Annotated in this window: 16 protein-coding genes and 1 tRNA gene; 2 read left to right on the top strand and 15 right to left on the bottom strand. The window is 30.4% G+C overall.

Annotated features, from left to right (window positions below; all coding sequences use genetic code 4):
• Nucleotides 1–473 precede the first annotated feature (473 nt).
• The 4 genes from ACWXVT_RS00140 to proS form a co-directional block, all read right to left on the bottom strand.
• On the bottom strand, nt 474–866 hold the full coding sequence (locus ACWXVT_RS00140) for a hypothetical protein (protein ID WP_455967603.1): 393 nt from the start codon (nt 864–866) through the stop codon (nt 474–476).
• A 558-nt stretch (nt 867–1424) separates the two neighbouring features.
• A complete protein-coding gene (locus ACWXVT_RS00135) occupies nt 1425–2219 on the bottom strand; it encodes a Cof-type HAD-IIB family hydrolase (RefSeq protein WP_438341581.1) in 795 nt (264 codons plus the stop codon).
• Nucleotides 2219–2524: a thioredoxin domain-containing protein gene (locus ACWXVT_RS00130; protein WP_438341582.1), complete on the bottom strand. Its 306-nt coding sequence runs from the start codon at nt 2522–2524 to the stop codon at nt 2219–2221. Before ACWXVT_RS00130 ends, ACWXVT_RS00135 begins: the two co-directional genes overlap by 1 nt.
• Nucleotides 2525–2635: 111 nt before the next feature.
• Nucleotides 2636–4075: a proline--tRNA ligase gene (proS, locus tag ACWXVT_RS00125; protein ID WP_438341583.1), complete on the bottom strand. Its 1440-nt coding sequence runs from the start codon at nt 4073–4075 to the stop codon at nt 2636–2638.
• A gap of 179 nt (nt 4076–4254) precedes the next feature.
• Between proS and ACWXVT_RS00120 the strand changes: the two genes are divergently transcribed.
• Nucleotides 4255–4575 carry a carboxymuconolactone decarboxylase family protein gene (locus ACWXVT_RS00120; protein WP_438341584.1) on the top strand — a complete coding sequence of 107 codons (321 nt, stop codon included), beginning with the start codon at nt 4255–4257 and terminating at the stop codon, nt 4573–4575.
• Nucleotides 4576–4800: 225 nt separating this feature from the next.
• On the opposite strand, the gene ACWXVT_RS00115 is transcribed toward ACWXVT_RS00120, so the two are convergent.
• The 4 genes from ACWXVT_RS00115 to ACWXVT_RS00100 all read right to left on the bottom strand — a co-directional run bounded on the left by ACWXVT_RS00115 (nt 4801) and on the right by ACWXVT_RS00100 (nt 10475).
• Complete coding sequence (locus ACWXVT_RS00115; RefSeq protein ID WP_455967602.1) at nt 4801–5604, bottom strand: alpha/beta fold hydrolase; 804 nt, start codon at nt 5602–5604, stop codon at nt 4801–4803.
• Nucleotides 5605–5613: 9 nt separating this feature from the next.
• The gene (locus ACWXVT_RS00110) at nt 5614–6690 is read right to left on the bottom strand and encodes a hypothetical protein (protein ID WP_438341586.1); all 1077 of its coding nucleotides are present in this window, start codon (nt 6688–6690) and stop codon (nt 5614–5616) included.
• Between the two features lies 1 nt (nt 6691).
• Complete coding sequence (locus ACWXVT_RS00105; protein WP_455967601.1) at nt 6692–7516, bottom strand: ABC transporter permease subunit; 825 nt, start codon at nt 7514–7516, stop codon at nt 6692–6694.
• Nucleotides 7517–7646: 130 nt separating this feature from the next.
• On the bottom strand, nt 7647–10475 hold the full coding sequence (locus ACWXVT_RS00100; RefSeq protein ID WP_455967600.1) for an OppA family ABC transporter substrate-binding lipoprotein: 2829 nt from the start codon (nt 10473–10475) through the stop codon (nt 7647–7649).
• A gap of 190 nt (nt 10476–10665) precedes the next feature.
• On the opposite strand from ACWXVT_RS00100, the gene ACWXVT_RS00095 reads away from it, so the two are divergent.
• Complete coding sequence (locus ACWXVT_RS00095; protein WP_438341589.1) at nt 10666–11220, top strand: thymidine kinase; 555 nt, start codon at nt 10666–10668, stop codon at nt 11218–11220.
• A gap of 205 nt (nt 11221–11425) precedes the next feature.
• On the opposite strand, the gene ACWXVT_RS00090 is transcribed toward ACWXVT_RS00095, so the two are convergent.
• From ACWXVT_RS00090 to dnaX, 7 genes are all read right to left on the bottom strand, one after another.
• Nucleotides 11426–11501, bottom strand: a tRNA-His gene (locus tag ACWXVT_RS00090).
• A 40-nt stretch (nt 11502–11541) separates the two neighbouring features.
• On the bottom strand, nt 11542–12255 hold the full coding sequence (gene rsmI / locus ACWXVT_RS00085; RefSeq protein ID WP_438341590.1) for a 16S rRNA (cytidine(1402)-2'-O)-methyltransferase: 714 nt from the start codon (nt 12253–12255) through the stop codon (nt 11542–11544).
• The gene (locus ACWXVT_RS00080) at nt 12245–13138 is read right to left on the bottom strand and encodes a hypothetical protein (RefSeq protein ID WP_455967599.1); all 894 of its coding nucleotides are present in this window, start codon (nt 13136–13138) and stop codon (nt 12245–12247) included. Before ACWXVT_RS00080 ends, rsmI begins: the two co-directional genes overlap by 11 nt.
• Nucleotides 13138–13794, bottom strand: coding sequence for a dTMP kinase (gene tmk / locus ACWXVT_RS00075; RefSeq protein ID WP_438341592.1), 657 nt, complete (start codon nt 13792–13794; stop codon nt 13138–13140). Before tmk ends, ACWXVT_RS00080 begins: the two co-directional genes overlap by 1 nt.
• Nucleotides 13795–13804: 10 nt before the next feature.
• Entirely contained in the window at nt 13805–14386 is a 582-nt protein-coding gene (locus tag ACWXVT_RS00070; protein ID WP_455967598.1) for a toprim domain-containing protein, read from the bottom strand.
• 2 nt (nt 14387–14388) lie between these two features.
• Nucleotides 14389–14682, bottom strand: a complete 294-nt coding sequence (locus ACWXVT_RS00065) for a YbaB/EbfC family nucleoid-associated protein (RefSeq protein WP_455967597.1) — start codon at nt 14680–14682, stop codon at nt 14389–14391.
• 9 nt (nt 14683–14691) lie between these two features.
• Complete coding sequence (dnaX, locus tag ACWXVT_RS00060; protein ID WP_455967596.1) at nt 14692–17058, bottom strand: DNA polymerase III subunit gamma/tau; 2367 nt, start codon at nt 17056–17058, stop codon at nt 14692–14694.
• Nucleotides 17059–17119: the final 61 nt, after the last annotated feature.

Raw genomic sequence — 17119 nt, 5'->3', positions numbered from 1 at the left:
ATGATGTTAACCTTGTTGCCAACTATATTAGAAATATTCATTTGATGGAGAATGAGTTATTCATTCATGGATATTCACTAACGGAATATACTAATACAATAAAAAATGGCGCAAAAGTATCGCAATGGAAAAAGCATGAACAGTCTCAGATAGCGAAGAAACTAAATACTTTTTCTCTATTTTAAAATTGGAATGTTTATATTCGCAACCAACCCATAAAACGACTTCTTGCTAATTGAAAAAATTTGGTTAAAGATTATATCCAGTGATACAACAATGAAAAATTCAATGTTGTCCTGAATGAAAAACACCCCATCATTGATGGAGTGAAAACTTCATTATTATTTGAAAGTACGACCTTTTTATCCTATACTCTAGATCTAACTGAAAACACACGGCCTTCCTGAGTAAAAGATAACTAATTATAAGTAATTTATCCTACTTTAAAATAAATTTATTTCACTTTATTAAATTTAATGATTAGTCGATGATATTGCATTCTGCTGTAATAACCTTCATTGTCTTTGTAATTTGGATTTTGTGACTTGGTAAAACCATTCAAGCATAATTCTACATCTATTTTCAAAATAGATTTCTTTTCGAGTTCCTCATTCAATCATTTGATGTCATTCATCACTTTTTTTTAGAATGTCACTGTCTCAAAGAACAGAAAATTCAGTCATACCCTTTTCGTTTAAAAAATTTATGAACAACTTGCTGTCATCTTTATAAATAAAACGACATTTAAATTTCCCTTTAAGTAACGACAGTTTGTGATATTCTATTTTGTCAAAATTGTTTGGCGTTATTATTTGAATTCGTTTTCTTGTTTGTTGTTGTTCCGAAGGTTTCTGAACATCATTCAAAGCTTTATCATGATGACTACCTTCTCTTTTGGAATTTTTATTTATATAAGAAGAGAAAAACGACAAAAGTTCATTTTCTTTGTAATTTTTATCAGCATTAATTACGCTTTTATTTTGTTCTTTTAAAAAAGGGCAAGAAATATCGTGCTTACCACTTGTTTTAATTGGATAAGATCTAATTCATAAAGTTCCGTTTTCATTCGTTGCAAGAGTAAATCTCGCTATTTTACAATGACTACAAAATAAATTTGAACTGATTTCACTCTTAGAATATTTTTTTCCTTAATCGATTCACATATTTCATCAATATTCAAACATTGGTCAATAGTTTTGAAAAAATATAATGTTCTATTGTTATTTTTATCATTCATATTTAAATTATATATTTGTATATTACTGTATTTTGACTTTTGATATGAACAACATCATTGAATACAAAGAAAAAAAGCGATTTTTGTGATATTTGAATGAACTATCTTAACTTATTTCGTCTAATTTTATCAAGAAATACATTGTGTAAAAAAAAGAGCAAAAACACTTGTTTTGCTCGAAAAATTATTATTTTGCATTAATTAGTTTTTTTAATATTTTAGAAACTCCGGCTTTTTTATAGTGCGCACCGATTTCTGTTGCAAGGTTTTTTAGCTGTGGGCTTGAATTTTTCATCGCAATCAAAGCACCCAAATACTGTTTTGCACTGGCATCATTCATACTATCGCCTAAATGCACGGCTTTTTGTGGGTCAATATTTTTTAAAGCACAAACATAGCTGTCAGCAAAGCCTTTTGAGGCTTCAATATCATTTATTTCTAGCGCTTTATTGTTTGCAGTCATTGCGACATTAATGTTTGGAACATATTTAAGTAATTTCTTTTGCAAAAGTGCCAATTTTTTTGTTGAGAAGCTTAAAACTAAAATTTTAGTAACATCATCTTGTTTTGGCATTTTGTTGTAAGTGGCAACATATATTTTCTTTTTGAAAACAGGAATCATTTTGGCAAACAGGTTATTTGAATAAATCGTTGAACTTGAATTTACAATAAACGAGAATTTATCTTCAATCAAAATCTTAATAATTTGATTGAATTTTTCATCGTTGATAGTAATTTTTCTAATTATTGTTCCTGTTTTGTCGAAAATTATTGCTCCATTTTGAGCTATTCCGTAGTCTAAACCAAGAGTATTTGTTATTTGCAACAGGTTTTCGTTAAAAGCACGACCAGTAGAAATAAAGCAAGGTACAGACTTGTTAATTTCTTTGATAGTTTCTATGTTCTCTTGTGAAATTGTTGATTTTTTATCAACCAATGTTCCGTCAAGATCTAAAAATATAGCTTTTGGTTGGAAATTCATTAGAATCCTGCAATTTTTTCTAATTTATCAACTGTGTTATACCCTACTCCACCGAATTTTTGAATGTTATCTTCAAAAACAAAGTAAGCAGGAATTGAGTTGATTGATCATTGTCTTGCTAAGTCTCTATTTTCATCAACATCCACTGTTAGAACATTAACTTCTGGGTGTTTTTCAGCAAATTTTTGAACTTCTGGTTTTAACATAACACACATTCCACATCAGTCAGCTGAAAATAGAATGAATGTTTTCCCTTTTAAGTTTTTGATGTCTAAATCATTAGCATTTTCGATTTTTTTGATCATAATTTTACTCTCCTTTTTAGGGTTATAAATAATATGTTAAATTATATTACACAAAAGCAAAAAAGTTATTTTTCAGTAAAAAAACGAGTGCTTTTGCATTTTTTTTGTCTTTTAATATGCTTTAGCAAAAATTACATTACGTTTTGTTTCGCTTCCAGTAACAGGACAAGTGCAATTTTTATTTGTTGGGATAGGATCTTCAAATGGGATACAACGTGCAGTGGCTCCTGTTTCTTCTTGAATTTTGGCTTCAGCTTCTTCACAACCACAAAATGGCATCATTACCCATTTGTTTTCGGCAATAAGTTTTTTAAATTCTTCGTAGTCTTCAGTGAATACAATATTTTCAATCATTCTATTGTAGGCTGAGTTGTAAAGGTTGTTATGAACATCTTCTAAAAGAGTCTTAACTGTTTTCTTAAGATTAGAATCAAATGCAACTTCAATCTTTTGTAATGTATCACGACGAACAAGAAGCATTTTTCTTTCTTTAGCTTCGTTTGAACCGATTTCAATTCTCAAAGGAGTACCATGGATCTCACTGTTTGCAGCCTTGAAACCAAGACCTTTTTCACTTGAATCTACTTTTACTCTTCAGCTTTTAGCAAGAACTGAACGAACTTGTTCTGCCATTTTTTTAACCTCAGGATCTTTATGTCCGAAAATTTCTAGAATATCAATTTGAGTCGGTGCCACTTTCGGTGGGATGATAATTCCATGATCATCTCCATGCGCCATTATTAATGCGCCCAATAATCTAGTTGTTACTCCTCAGCTAGTTCCATAAGCATGTTCCCTTTTATTTTCTTTATTTTTAAAGGTTATATCAAATGCTTTAGTAAAGTTTTGAGCAAGATAATGGCTTGTTCCTGCTTGTAATGCTCTACCATCTTTCATCATTGCTTCAATTGTGTATGTAGAACATGCTCCACTAAATTTTTCACGCGGAGTTTTCTTTCCTTGAATAACCGGAATTGCAAGATAATTTTTTAAGAACTTAGCATAAACTTTTAGCATTGTACGAGTCAATTTTCTTGCTTCAATTGCATTATTGTGAACTGTGTGTCCTTCTTGTCATAAGAATTCAGTAGTTCTTAAGAAAGGGTTAGTTGTTTTTTCTCATCTCACAACATTAGCTCACTGGTTATAAACTAAAGGCAAGTCATTATAACTTTCAACTTCATTTTTGAAATACTCATTGAATAAGACTTCACTAGTGGGACGGATGTAATAGTTTTCGCTTAATTTTTTGTCTCCAACATGAGTTACTGTGGCCAATTCAGGACTAAAACCTTCGACATGTTCTTTTTCGCGATTGATTAAACTTTCTGGAATAAGTAAAGGAAAGTACACATTTTGTACTCCTAGTTTTTTAAATTCATTGTCTAGATTTCTTTGAATGTTTTCTCAAATTCCGTAAGAAAGCGGTTTGAAAATGATGCTACCTCTAACTTGAGTGTAACTTATTAGATCTCCGTTTTTAATAACATCTAAATATCATTTTGAAAAATCTTCTTTTAATGGGGTAATTTTGTCTATTTTTTTTGCCATATTTATTACTTTCTATTTAATATTATTTGTATGGTTCATTGAATTAAATTATATTAGAAATTGGTCAAAAATCAAGTCTAAATGTAGTTTTGAAATACTGGTTGAATATGATTGCTTTATTCAAAAAGTGTGTTTTTGCTTTAAAATTTAGGTATAAATGTAATTTTTTGGAGGAAGTTATGGACAAAAAGAAAAGTGGTTATGAAACTTTAGTCGAAAAAAGACCAGAATTTGTTAAAGCATTCAGTGAACTTACAAAAGTGCTTTATTCTGCCAATTACTTAGATGAAAAGACTAAAGAACTAGTTGCTGTTGGAGTAGCAGTTTCAAAAAGATGTAAACCATGCATGAAAGCACACATCAAAAAAGCCTATATAGCTGGTGCTAATTACGAAGAAATTTTGGATGCAGCATTGGTTCCTGTTGGTTTCGGTGGAGGTCCTGTTTATAGTTCGGTAGTGAACGACGTAATGGAACTTTTGGAAGAGTTAGAAAAATAATTTTGTATCGAGCAAACACTGCTCGATTTTTTTTTTTTTTGTCTTGAAACACTACTAAATATACTAAAAAATAACTTGGAGATTAATTTACGTTACTTTTTTGAAAAAACTTAAAAAATAAAATAGACTCAATTTGTACAAAAAAACACAGCATTGCGCCGTGTTGTAAATAATAAGTACTGTTCAAATAAGCTTTTAAGCATTATGTTTTTTTGCCTTTGTTAATTAATTTGCGTAGAAATCTTTGAGAGTATCAATAAAATTGTCAAAGTCTTCCAATCATATTGAATGTCCTGCTTTTTGAAATTCGAAAACTTGAACATCTTTGTTAACACTGTGGTAATAATTTGCAATATTAGCAAAATCAATTATTCCATCATAAGCACCAATGAAAAGACCTACTGGCATTTTTGTGTTTTTAATTCCTTCGTCAATTCTATCCATATTTTCTAAACTTGGCAAGATTCTACCAAGGGCATAGATGTTTCTTAATTCTTCCTGGTGAGTTGCAAAATATTTATCCATTTGTTTTAATTTGTTTTCATCATTTAGCAATTTTGAAGGATCATAATAGCAAAGGTTAACTAGTTTCTTTCATTCTTCAGTATTCAATGGAAAGAAGCATTCGTCAAATTCTTTTACTCTTGTTAATCCAGAACGTGACATTGGCCCCACAAGAGCAATCTTTTTGATTTTTTTACTGTTTTTCAACACAGCTGACATTGAAATTCCTCCACCCATTGAGTGTCCGAATAGATAAAGATTGTCAACATTAATTTCTTTAATTCAAGCATCAAAAATATCACAAAAAGTTAGAAACTTCATGACTTCCGGTTTGTATTGACTTTTACCACTTGCTGGCATGTTTAAGCCTCAAATGTTGTACTCATTTGCAAATGAATTAAACAAAGGTTCAAAGAAAGCAAATTCCGAACCAAAACCATGAACAAAAATTAAGTTTTTATCCTTCTTGTTATCAATGTGCAAATATTCAAGTTCTAAATCATTTCATTTAAAAGTTTTAATCATTTTTACTCCTTAATTGTTATCAACTACTCTTGCTATTTGAATGGCTAAAAGTTGATTTGTTATCAAGAAAATAAATAAATATAAAGTTGGAAAGACAATTTGCCACATATTCTTAGCGCGATCAGTTCAATTTTCTTTGAATAGTGAAGCAATATTTCAATTGATTGTAAAACCTAGAAAACTTATTGTTGCTAACAGGAAAATAATATATCCCAATCTTCTTGCAAATAAAATGAGTATTCTTCCAAAAATCGCTCACAAAATGTGAACATAAACAATTCTTAAAACCGATGCATTCATTGCTATCAAAGCTTTTACATATTCTTTATTTCATTCTTCTTCAGCATAAGAAGCAGCTCAGTAAGTTAGTCTTACCGATCCAGTTACAATGATTGCTACAATTACTCCAGTAATTGAATTTCATATTACAAGCGAAATCAAAATATACATAATGTCAGGAATAGCAACAATTGAACCAAGTGATTTTTTGATAAATGATCTTAATTGACTCTGTTTTCTTGCTAAAAATATTCCACAGCTAAAACCAAAAAACATTTCTACAACAAAACACAACATCGCACAACCAAAAGAATAGAAAAACAATTTTAAACTATGAACTAAAACGTCATAACCATTTCTATCAGTCCCTAGTAATGCATAACGGTAGTCATGTTTAGCTTGAGAACTAAAGAATTGATCTAAATTAAAAACTAAATACTCCCTTTGCAAATTGTTAGTTATAAAGGTATGATAAATGTGATTATCTTCTTTACTTACTATTGAGTAAATAGTTTGATAAATATTGTCAGATTCTCTTTTTTCAATTGTGTAAAGTAAAGGATTATCTTTTGACACGGTGATATGTGCTGTTATGTTTTTATCTAAGTTCAAATTAGCAAATTCTTCATATGGAGAAGAGTTTAAAAAGATATTTATGAAACTAATAAATATCATCAAAAGTCAAATTATCAATAAAAAGACTGCTATTTTATTGCTAAAAAATCTTTTAAAGTAACTTTGCTTCTTACCAACAATATCGAGATTGTGCTTGCGTTGCGATGCAAAGCGAAAAAGTGATTTTTCCATTCTAATCCTTTGCAAATGGGTTAATTGATAATTTGATAGTTTCTGTGATTAATAGTGAGCTTAAATACGTAACTGATAAAAAGGCAACTAAATAGCAAAGTGCTTCATTGTGATAGGTGGCGATAACTGAATATAAATATTTTCAAGTTCCTGGCACAGCATAATAACTTTCTAAAAAGATACTTGCAATGAAAAGTGACAATATTTCAAAAGGAATCAGTGTCAATACTGGACTAATTGAGTTTTTAATTACAACTTTTCAGTATTTTTGTCAACCATTCATTCCTAATGTTGTGGCATGTAAATAGTAACTTGAATTAAGAACTTTAATTGTTTCACTTCTTGTCACTTGCACAATTGAAGACATCGAAATAAGACTAAGACTGAGTATTGGCAACAAATAGGTTGAAAACTTGTGTACGTCAAAATCAATAATCATTGATGTCTCTGAAAACAATAAATTGATGATTGGAATTAATATCAATAAAGAAATCGAAATGAAAATGATAACTCCAAAATTTATTAAATAGTCAGTAGCTTTGTTTCTTTTGTATGCTGCAAGCAAACCTAGGCAATAACCAATTATTAGGCTTATTAATAAACTTATTAAACCAATTGTGTAGCTGTAACGATTTTGTGTGATTCAGTAGTTACTTAGTTTCAAATTTTCTTGGTTTAAGACACCAATTGATTGATCTAGAACCTGAAAATTAAGAAAATTAAAAGTAAAGAGCCTTCCAATATATTGGAAGACTTTTTGTGCCAAAGGTTTATCCAGTTGATAGATTTCTAACAGTCTTTCATACCCTGTTTGATCCGGCGCCATTGACATTTTTTCAATGTCTAAAGGTACCGGGTGAAAAGCAGTAGTTAGGGTATAGATGATGATGTTAATAAGAAATAGAATGATTAAACTTAAGGCTATTTTAGTGACAAAATTTCAAAAATAATGTTGTCTATTTTTCCTTTGTAGTATTGATTTTCATATCTTGTACATAATCTATATCATTAAATGCGATTGGAGCAGATAAGTATTTTTGACTATATCTGTAATCTAAGTTATTTAAACTTGGAATTCATTTTTCTAAGTTAATTTCTACCCCTCTTCAGGTATTTAGTTCTCTCAGTAGTTGCACAACTTGTTCGTTAGTTACAGTTTTTAAATAATCACGAGCAAGTTTAGCAGCCTCAGTAATATTGTCGATTGAGAAAATTCCTTTCGAAGCATCATATTTATATGCAGGCCCACCTAGTCCTCTATATGAATATGCTTTTAGATCATCTATTCAAATTCCCCTTAAATATAAGTTTCTTTCTTCATATGAGTTCATTTTGTCTAGATCATTTCAAGTTAGAGGTTTAAATTGCGCTTCTAGATTTTTATCTGCAGCATTCGGTTTGTAAATTTCGTTCATTTTGAAGTTTCCGTTGTCGAATTGTTTCTTCATAAATTTAGCGAAATTGGTTAGTTCTGGGAAGTTTTGAGCAAGTGGTGATTTGTTTCCTTTATCAGCATCAGCAAATAATTGGAATAATGGGAACATACTTTGTCCAATTGCGTGAGTAATTTTATCTAGGTATGAAGCTTGAGAGTCATCTTCATAGTTAAGAACTAAATGTTGTGAAATAGTGTTAGCTCCTGTACCATTGTCAGCTCCAAAAATTTTCACAATATCTTCGTTAGTGTTTAATTTCTTGAAAACTGGATCTAAACGACTGTCTAAGTCTTTAATTACTTGAATCATGTCATTGTATGCTTTTTCTTCCGCTGTGTTAACAACTGAGCTGTTGTAGATGTATCAAGTAATTTTTTGGTCGCTTGACAATGAATTTTCTTTGTAGAAATCATCTAGTAATTTTTTCATTGCTGGTTTAATTGAGTCAAAATATATTGATTTTGTGTCATTTTTGTATGCGTTGTTAGCTGTTAATGTTAATTTATTTCCTTGTGCATCAATAGCGATTAAATCATTGATGATATCTTTCGCATCACGAGGTGTTTTGTATTGCGATGTCTCTTGGTCTGTTCCACCAATTTTGGCATCAGGCGCTGCACCATTTAATCATAGATCCACATTTGCATCAGGGTTAAGTTTTGAAACAATTTGTTGTCAGTTGATTGCTTTGTTAATCATTGTTTTAAAACTTGCTGATAATGGGCTTAGAGCACCTTTAGTAATTGAACGAGTCACGTGATTTAAGTCTGTACCAACATATCCTTTTTGAATTTCATCAATAGAAGCACCATAAACAAGTTTTGCATAATTGTTGTTAAATGCAATACTTTCATAGTTTACCTCTGCAACTTTTGTATCATCGTCATATGCGACTCTTGGAGCAGGAGTAAAGTTAAACACGCTCTTGATTGTAGTTTTAGTCTTTAGGAAATGTTTGAAAGGCACAACTGAGTAGTTTGAAGAGTTTTTATTCAATGCGTCTTTAGTACTTTGGTCTTGAACATCATACGTCATAAACGCATTTTGACCATTTTTAAAGTTACTGTAATTTCTTGAGTTGTCTGTACTTAAAGAATTGAAAACTATTTGTTTTACTGAATTTTTGCTCTTAGCTCAGTCTTGGTCTCAGTAATTTGGATTTTGTTTTAGAATGAATTTTGAAGTTGTTGAATCTTTTGATGGAATGTATGCACCAGCATAAAGGTTATTTTCTCAATCTTTTACACCATAGAAATAAATACCTGATGCATGTACAATGTCGTAACCATATGTTTTAACTGTAACATCATATTTTTCTTTAGTTTTCGGATTTTCCATTGTTACTGTAGACATAGTGTTGTACTCTGGTTTTTGAGCCAATTCCTTAATGTATTGACTTGGGGCAGCTGCAAAAATGTTTGAGTTAATAAACATTAAGTTTCAGTAATTAAAAATATCTTTTTGTTGTTTGAAATCTTCGTCTATTTCTAGAACTAAACTATTGTCTTTAACAGCATTCACTGGAGCATATGTCGTTTTGTCGTATGCTCTAAATTTTTCGCTACTAATTCCATTTATTTCCATTAGTTGATTGTGAGTGAATAGTTGTTTTCCGAAACGTTCAATTGGGCTAACTCCTGTAACAGATTGAATATTTTTATCAACTGCTTTAGCTTGATCTGGAGTTCCATTATATCCAGCTTCTTGACGTTGGAAACGTCCTTGGAAGTATGAACGTAAGTATGAGTATCAGAAGTCTTCTGCTACCACTTTATATTGTGTTTTGTTGCCATCAGCATCTGTTCAATAAACATCGTCACGAACTTGAATAGAAATTTTGTTTGCGGCACGCATGTCTTGTATAAATTGTTCTGAGTTGATTGAACGTGAATCCGAAGATTTTTGATATTCATATGGGTTGGTGTCTGATGTTGATAGTTCATAGTCGTCTTTGTCATAAACTTTTTGACTACCATCTTCTAAAGTAATAGTAATTGATTTTGCCAATTCAAATTTGTAGGCAACTTGTCCTGATTTTTTAAGTGCTTTAGTTGTTGTATCATATTCTGGTGAAGAAATAGTAATATTTCTAAATAATTGTCCTGAAACAGCTGTTTCTAAAACTGGATTATCTTGATAGTTGATGCTTAATTTTGCACTATAGTCTAAAAAGTATGCACCTTGTCTAAGGTTGTCTTTTAAATTAAAAACAACTTCTTTTGAAACTTCTTGTTGCTTGTCATCACAAGAAGCAGCAATAAAAGCAACTGATGAAATGGGCAAAGCCATAACTCCTAGCGCTAAAAAGTAACGCTTGGCTTTAAATTTTGATTTAAAAGATTTTTTCATTTTTTGTCCTTTTCTTTATAAAAATTGCTTAAAAATTATTTTTTATCCTAGAATATTACACAAAAAATTAAAAATTTAACAAAATAGTCCACTTTTTTAGCAAAAATGCAATATTTTTGGAAATTTAGTAATTGTTAAAACAAAAAAATAAAAGGGTTAAAATAGAAGCATATTAGTTGGGAGGAGTTGTATGCAATATTTTGATCAAGGTATTATTCAAGTTATTACTGGACCAATGTTTAGTGGTAAAAGTGAAGAATTATTAAAAAGAGTAAGAACGTTGGAATATGCCGGTTATAAGATGACAATAATTAAGCCAGCAATTGATACAAGATTTGGAAAGGATAACATTGTTTCAAGATCTGGTATAAAACACGAGACACATTCACTACAAGATATAAAGGATATTTATCAATTAATAGAAGAAGATACAAATGCCATTATTATTGATGAAGCGCAATTCTTTGGTGATGAAATTGTTGAAATTGTTGACGATTTAGCAAACAAAGGATACTTGGTGATTGTTAGTGGTTTAGACCAAGATTATCGTCGCAAACCTTTTAAAAATATGGCGATGATAATGGCGATTGCTGAAAAAGTTACAAAATTATATGCCGTTTGTGTTGTATGTAAAAATCGTGCTTCTTGTTCTTATCGGACAGTAAATAGCAAAAAAACTATTCTAATTGATGATGAGTCTTCATACGAAGCACGTTGTCGTAATTGTCACATTCTAAAAAAATAGTAAAAGAAAAAAATGAGTTGTTGTTTGTAATTCACTCCTTGTGGGGTGTTTTTATTTGCTTAAAAATTAAAAAATAAGTTTTTACCGATTTGCTTGCTTTGAAAATGACATTTTTAATAAAAAAGAGACAGAGTTGATATTACTCTGTCATAAATAGTTTAATGTTCTTTATTAAGAAATATTTTGAAAAAAGGTATAAAAAAAATGGGGCGAAAGACGGGGATCGAACCCGCGAATGCTGGAGCCACAACCCAGTGCGTTAGCCACTTCGCCACTTTCGCCATTTATTAAGCTATAAAATTATAGCACAACGTAAGCAAATTAACTCACATTTTTTAAATGGGCGTATTTATTGACTTTTTCTTTTTTAACTTCAGGGATATTAAAGACTAAAACGAATTCTCCTTTTGTATTATCTTGAAGCTGTTCTAAAACTTGTTTAGGACTCCCTTGATAACTAGCTTCGAATTTCTTAGTCATTTCTTTTATTAAATATAGCTCAATATTGTTTCCAAAAACAACATCAAAATCATTCAGTGTAGCTATTAGCTTATGTGGTGATACATATGATATGTAGGTATTAGGAGTCAATGTTTTGAAATAATTTATTCTTTGTTGGCTTTTATCTTTTAAAAAACCAATAAAACTGAATGTCGAGCTGAAATTAGCTTTTATGAAAGCATGAATTAAAGCAGTAGGTCCTCCAATTACTTCTACATCTACGTCATTTTGTTTGCATAAGCGAACTATTTCGAATCCTGGATCGCTGACAGCCGGCATTCCAGCATCACTAATCAAAGCAACAGATTTGTTGTCTTGGATCATTTGCAAAACTTTTGGTGCAAAAGTTTTTTCATTGAAATTATGATAAGCTGAAGTAGGTGTATAAATTTCATAATGTTTCAGTAGCGGTTTCGATGTTCGAGTGTCTTCGCACAATATTAAATCTACTTCTTTTAAGATTCTTACTGCCCGATAACTAATATCTTCTAGATTACCAATTGGAGTCCCTACTATATATAGTTTATTTTCCATACAAATCACTCATTTCAAGTATAAATTGTGCTTTTTGGGCATTGAAATTTACGTTGTTTTTTGACAATAGCAATTTATATTTTTTAGTCACTTCAATAGCCTGTTTTATATCTAGATTGCTTGATAAAACTTCACGATTTATCAATAAAACTTCACGATAAAAATTATTTTGTTGTAATAAAACTTCTGAATAGTAAGTGTGTAAAAATTGTAACAATATCCAACTGTTTTCTTTTGTCAAGTTTTGCACCAAAAGATTGATTAGTTGTGAATAGTTTTGTTCGTTACATGCTTGCAATGACAGTTCTAGACTATCTTCAATCTCTTGAGTATAAAAAGACTCAATAAATTGAGCGCTATCGGTTAGGAAAGCAAAAAAATATTTAAATTTTGAATTTTCAAACAAAGTATTATTCAAAATGTTTGTTTCATTTTTTGAATTAATATCTACTACAACCGAGCGTGAAAAAATTGTTTTCAAAACCTTGTTTTTGTTATTAGTAGTCATTATTACAAAAACGTTTGGCTCTAGGTTTTCCAAGAATTTTAAAAGTAAGTTCAGCGAACTAGCATTACCATTTTCAATATTTTTAATAAGAATGATTTTGCTTTCTAAACTATTCATTGATTGAGTAGTTTTATAAATAGCTTCACTGACTGCTTCTTTGGTAAGAGCTTTATCGCTTTCTAAAATCGAAAAATTCAAATGACTTTGCATTTGCGATATTGAATCAAATTTAATATCCTGAATATGATTTATAAAGTAAAGGACATAAGGTGATAAGTCGACTTTTTGATTTGTTGAAAATAAAATTGTTTGAATTTTTTTATTGTAGTGCGTTGCATTATCAATCAGTTGAAAAATATTTTCGCCACTTGCCATTATTTAACCAAGTGATTTTCTAAAATTTCAGTTACTGTTTTTAAAACTTCTTCGATTGGCAAAGAAGCATCAACAATCTTGAATTTGTCTGGTTCCTGACTGATAAGTTTATGGTATCCATCGTAAAGTTTTTGGTAATAGTCTAATTCATGATCTTCTAAGCGATCTAAATTCTGACGATTATTAGTAATTCTTGCTAGTGATTGTTCTGGTTTTAGGTCGAAATAAATCACTAAATCTGGCATGACTTGCTTATTGCTACCTAGCGATAAAGCAATTTTGTTTAATTGACGTACATCATCAATACCTAAATTACCCAACACTCCTTGATAAATTAGAGATGAGTGAAGGTAGCGATCACTAATTACAACTTTATTTTCTTGTAGCGCAGGTCAAATGCATTTTTCTAAATTTAGACGTCGACTTGTAACGAATAGAAGAGCGTCCACAGCAGGACTAAAATTATTTTTGTTATCGAGAATCATTTGACGAATTAGTTCAGCTTCACGAGAATTGCTGCTTCCTGGTTCTCTTGTGTAAATTACTTCAATGTTTGGATGTTTTGCTTTTAAGTACTCTTTGACATGCTTTAAAGCAGTAGTTTTTCCACCTCCATCCATACCCTCAAATGTGATAAATTTTGCTCTTTTATTCATAATGACTTCCTTACATCTTTACTTTGTACTCTAATGATTGTTTTAAGGTGATCGGATCAACAATGTCAATGGTTGCCCCAAAAGGAATTCCAGTACTTAATTGAAAAACTTCAATATTATTAGCACCCAAGATAGTTTTTAGTCTTTGCATGGTTATTTGACCGTTTAGATTAGTTGGCAAGGCTAAAATAACTTCTTGTATACCAGTGCAATACTGCAAAATTTCTTCAATAAGTTTTTGGTCAAAATTTTGTTTTTTAGTGCTTAGTAAATCACTTAAAACAAAGTATTTTCCTTTGTAAGTGCCAAGTTGTTCGAAAGATTTAATGTCCTGAGCTTTTTCTACAAAAACAACTTTTTTGGAGTTTTTGCGTTCTTCACAAATTTCACAAATCTCATTTTTGCCAAAATTATGACACAATTTGCACTCAATGATAGTGCTTTTTGTGTTTTTTATTACTTCTAAAAGACTATCAATTTCCTTGCTGCTAGCTTTTAGAATTTTGAAAACAACTTTTTCTGCCATTCCCTGTGACAATCCAAAGGTTTTTTTAATTGCTAGTTTTAGCAATTCTAGTTGCTCATTATTCATTATTAGAATGGTAGTCCTGTTGTTGGAACTTGTTTACTTAATTCTTCATATTCATTTTCGATTTTTTCAAGTGCTTCATTAATAGTAATAATGATTAAATCTTCTAGTGTTTCTGTATCTTCTGGGTCAACTAGTAATTCATTTAATTTTAAAGAGGTAATGGTTCTTGAACCTTTCATTACTAGTTTGATTCCTTGTTTTTCAACAACAAAATCTTTTTTAGCGATTTCTTTTTCTTTTAATTCCATTTCAGCTTGTAATTTTTTAGCTTGTTTTAACATTTCATTAATATTCATATTTATCTCCTAACTTCAATCTGTTTTTAAGGCATCACCAAAAATGTCTTGTAGTTTTTCATAACTATCATCTTTTTTTAGTGTTGGTAACGGTGGCAAAGGACGAACTTGTCTTGATCTTATTAATTCAAAATTAGATTTGTAAAAATTCTTTGCTCTTTCCAGCTGTTGTCCTGTAGCAGCAAAAAGGTGTAAACTTTTGCCAAAGACACTTTGTACAAATCTTCAATAATCATCTTGTTTTTTTAGTTGATTAAATTTATCAACCACACTTTGATAATTACTTTGGAAAATAATGAATTGATCGGTACTGATAACAATTTTGAAATTTTCCAAAATGTTGATAAATGGAGTAAATTCATCATATTTGTTTAAGTCTTTAGCTTGTGCTATTTTTGAATCATAAATAGTTTTAGTTGCCCGCGGATTATTAGTTTTACTTTTATACATTGCTGACAACATCATTAAATTGATTAACTCATCCATTGTTAAGTCAGTGCTTTGGTTTTCAATCACATCATCTAAACCAAAAATATCTTTTGTGGTGATTGCATAATTTTCTTCAGTTTTATTATTTGTTAGAATATCTTCTTCAATCACACTGTACTCAGCAGTGACTTGATTTTGTTCAACTGCAAATTCTTGTGTTTTTTGCAAAACGTCTTCAACACTTGCGTTTGAACGAGGATAAAAACTATCGTTTGAGATATCATCATAACTTAGCATTTGGTTTAGACGGTCATAATTTTTCTCATGTTTTTTAGCATGTTGTTGACTATACTCACCGCCATCTAAATCACTCAACTCATTTAGTGACTCTGTCAATTTTTGTACTGGATTTAGTGTTGCTTGGCTGACAATCGGTTCAGGGACGTGTGTTGTTGTGATAGCAGTTTGTTCATCAGTCTCAATTTCTTGCAACAAATCTTCATTGTCTAGTGTTTCTTCATTTTTAAAGTCGAAAAAGTCGTTATTTTGTTCTTTTAACTCTTGTTCATAACTTTCTTTAAGATTGAATTTGTCAATAGATGGATTAATGAAAACATTGTCAATTTGAATTGTTTGTTTTTCTTGTCTCTGACTTTCATTTTGTTCAAAATAATCTTCAACAACACTATTAGTTTGTGGTTTTATTTGAGCTTCATCAACAATTGAATCAATTGTTTTTCTTTCTAAATTACTATATTGTTCATCGACAATATTTTTTTCTTTTTCCAAGAAGCTATTTTGTAAATTAGCGATTTTTTGTTCCATTAGTACTTCTGGACTTTCAATATTTTCACCAGAAGGGCTTGCAAAATCACTAGTACAAATTTTTAATAGTGCCAATTCGAAAGTTTGTTGTACTGTGTCGCTATATTTAATGTCTTTTAGTGCGTCCACTAGTTGGTTCAAAATCACATAAGCACTTGCAATGTTTAGTTTCAATTGCTGAATTTGTTCGACTGAAAGAGATTTTAAAAATTTAGCTTTGTTAGTTTTATTTCAAACAACAAAATCTTTAACCGCCTCCACCATTGCTAAAAGCATTCTTTCAATGTCGGCTCCATTTTCAATGTAACTGGTGACAAGTTCTAAAACTTCATTAATGTTTTTAGCAGCAATGAGATTAATTAGGTTGATGATATTTTGTGTTGATGTCAAACCAAACATTTTTTCAACATCTTCAACTTTTACTTCATTTTCACCAGCAAATATTGACACTTGATCCGCCATACTCAAGGCATCACGCATTGCTCCATTTGCTAAGGTAGCAATCAATTTCAAAGCCTTATCTTCAAAACCAATATTTTCATGTTTATAAACGTTTACCAATTGTTGGAAGATAACTTCATTATCAATTCTCTTGAAATTAAATCTTTGTACCCGACTTAAAACAGTAACCGGAATTTTTTGTGGATCAGTTGTTGCTAAAATGAAAATTACATGTTTAGGTGGTTCTTCAATGGTTTTCAGTAACGCATTTCAAGCATTTTTTGAAAGCATGTGAACTTCATCGATAATGTAGATTTTGTAAGGTGATGAAGATGGAAGGTTATCAATATTTTCTTTTAACGTTCTGATGTCATCAACTCCAGTATTTGAAGCAGCATCGATTTCTAAAATATCAAGATTACGATCGATGTTTACTAAACACTCCTGACAAGGTGAGTTTTCACTTTTGTCAGCATGTTGGCAATTTAAAATTGAAGCAAAAATTTTGGCAACTGATGTTTTACCAGTACCACGTGGTCCACAAAATAAATAAGCATGAGAAATTTTGTGTGTTTTTATCACATTTTTAAGTGTGTTAACAATATGATCTTGCCCTTTTACTTCGTCAAATGTGTGAGGACGGTATTGACGATATAAAGCAATATAACCATTATCAGCCATAAGACTCCTTTGAATGAAATTAAATAATACTAATTTAATTTATTTTATTTTATCATAGACT

The organism is Mycoplasma sp. 1573 (assembly GCF_053851775.1).
Note: the sequence above shows the minus strand (reverse complement) of the source record. Positions and strands in the feature narration are given on the sequence as shown.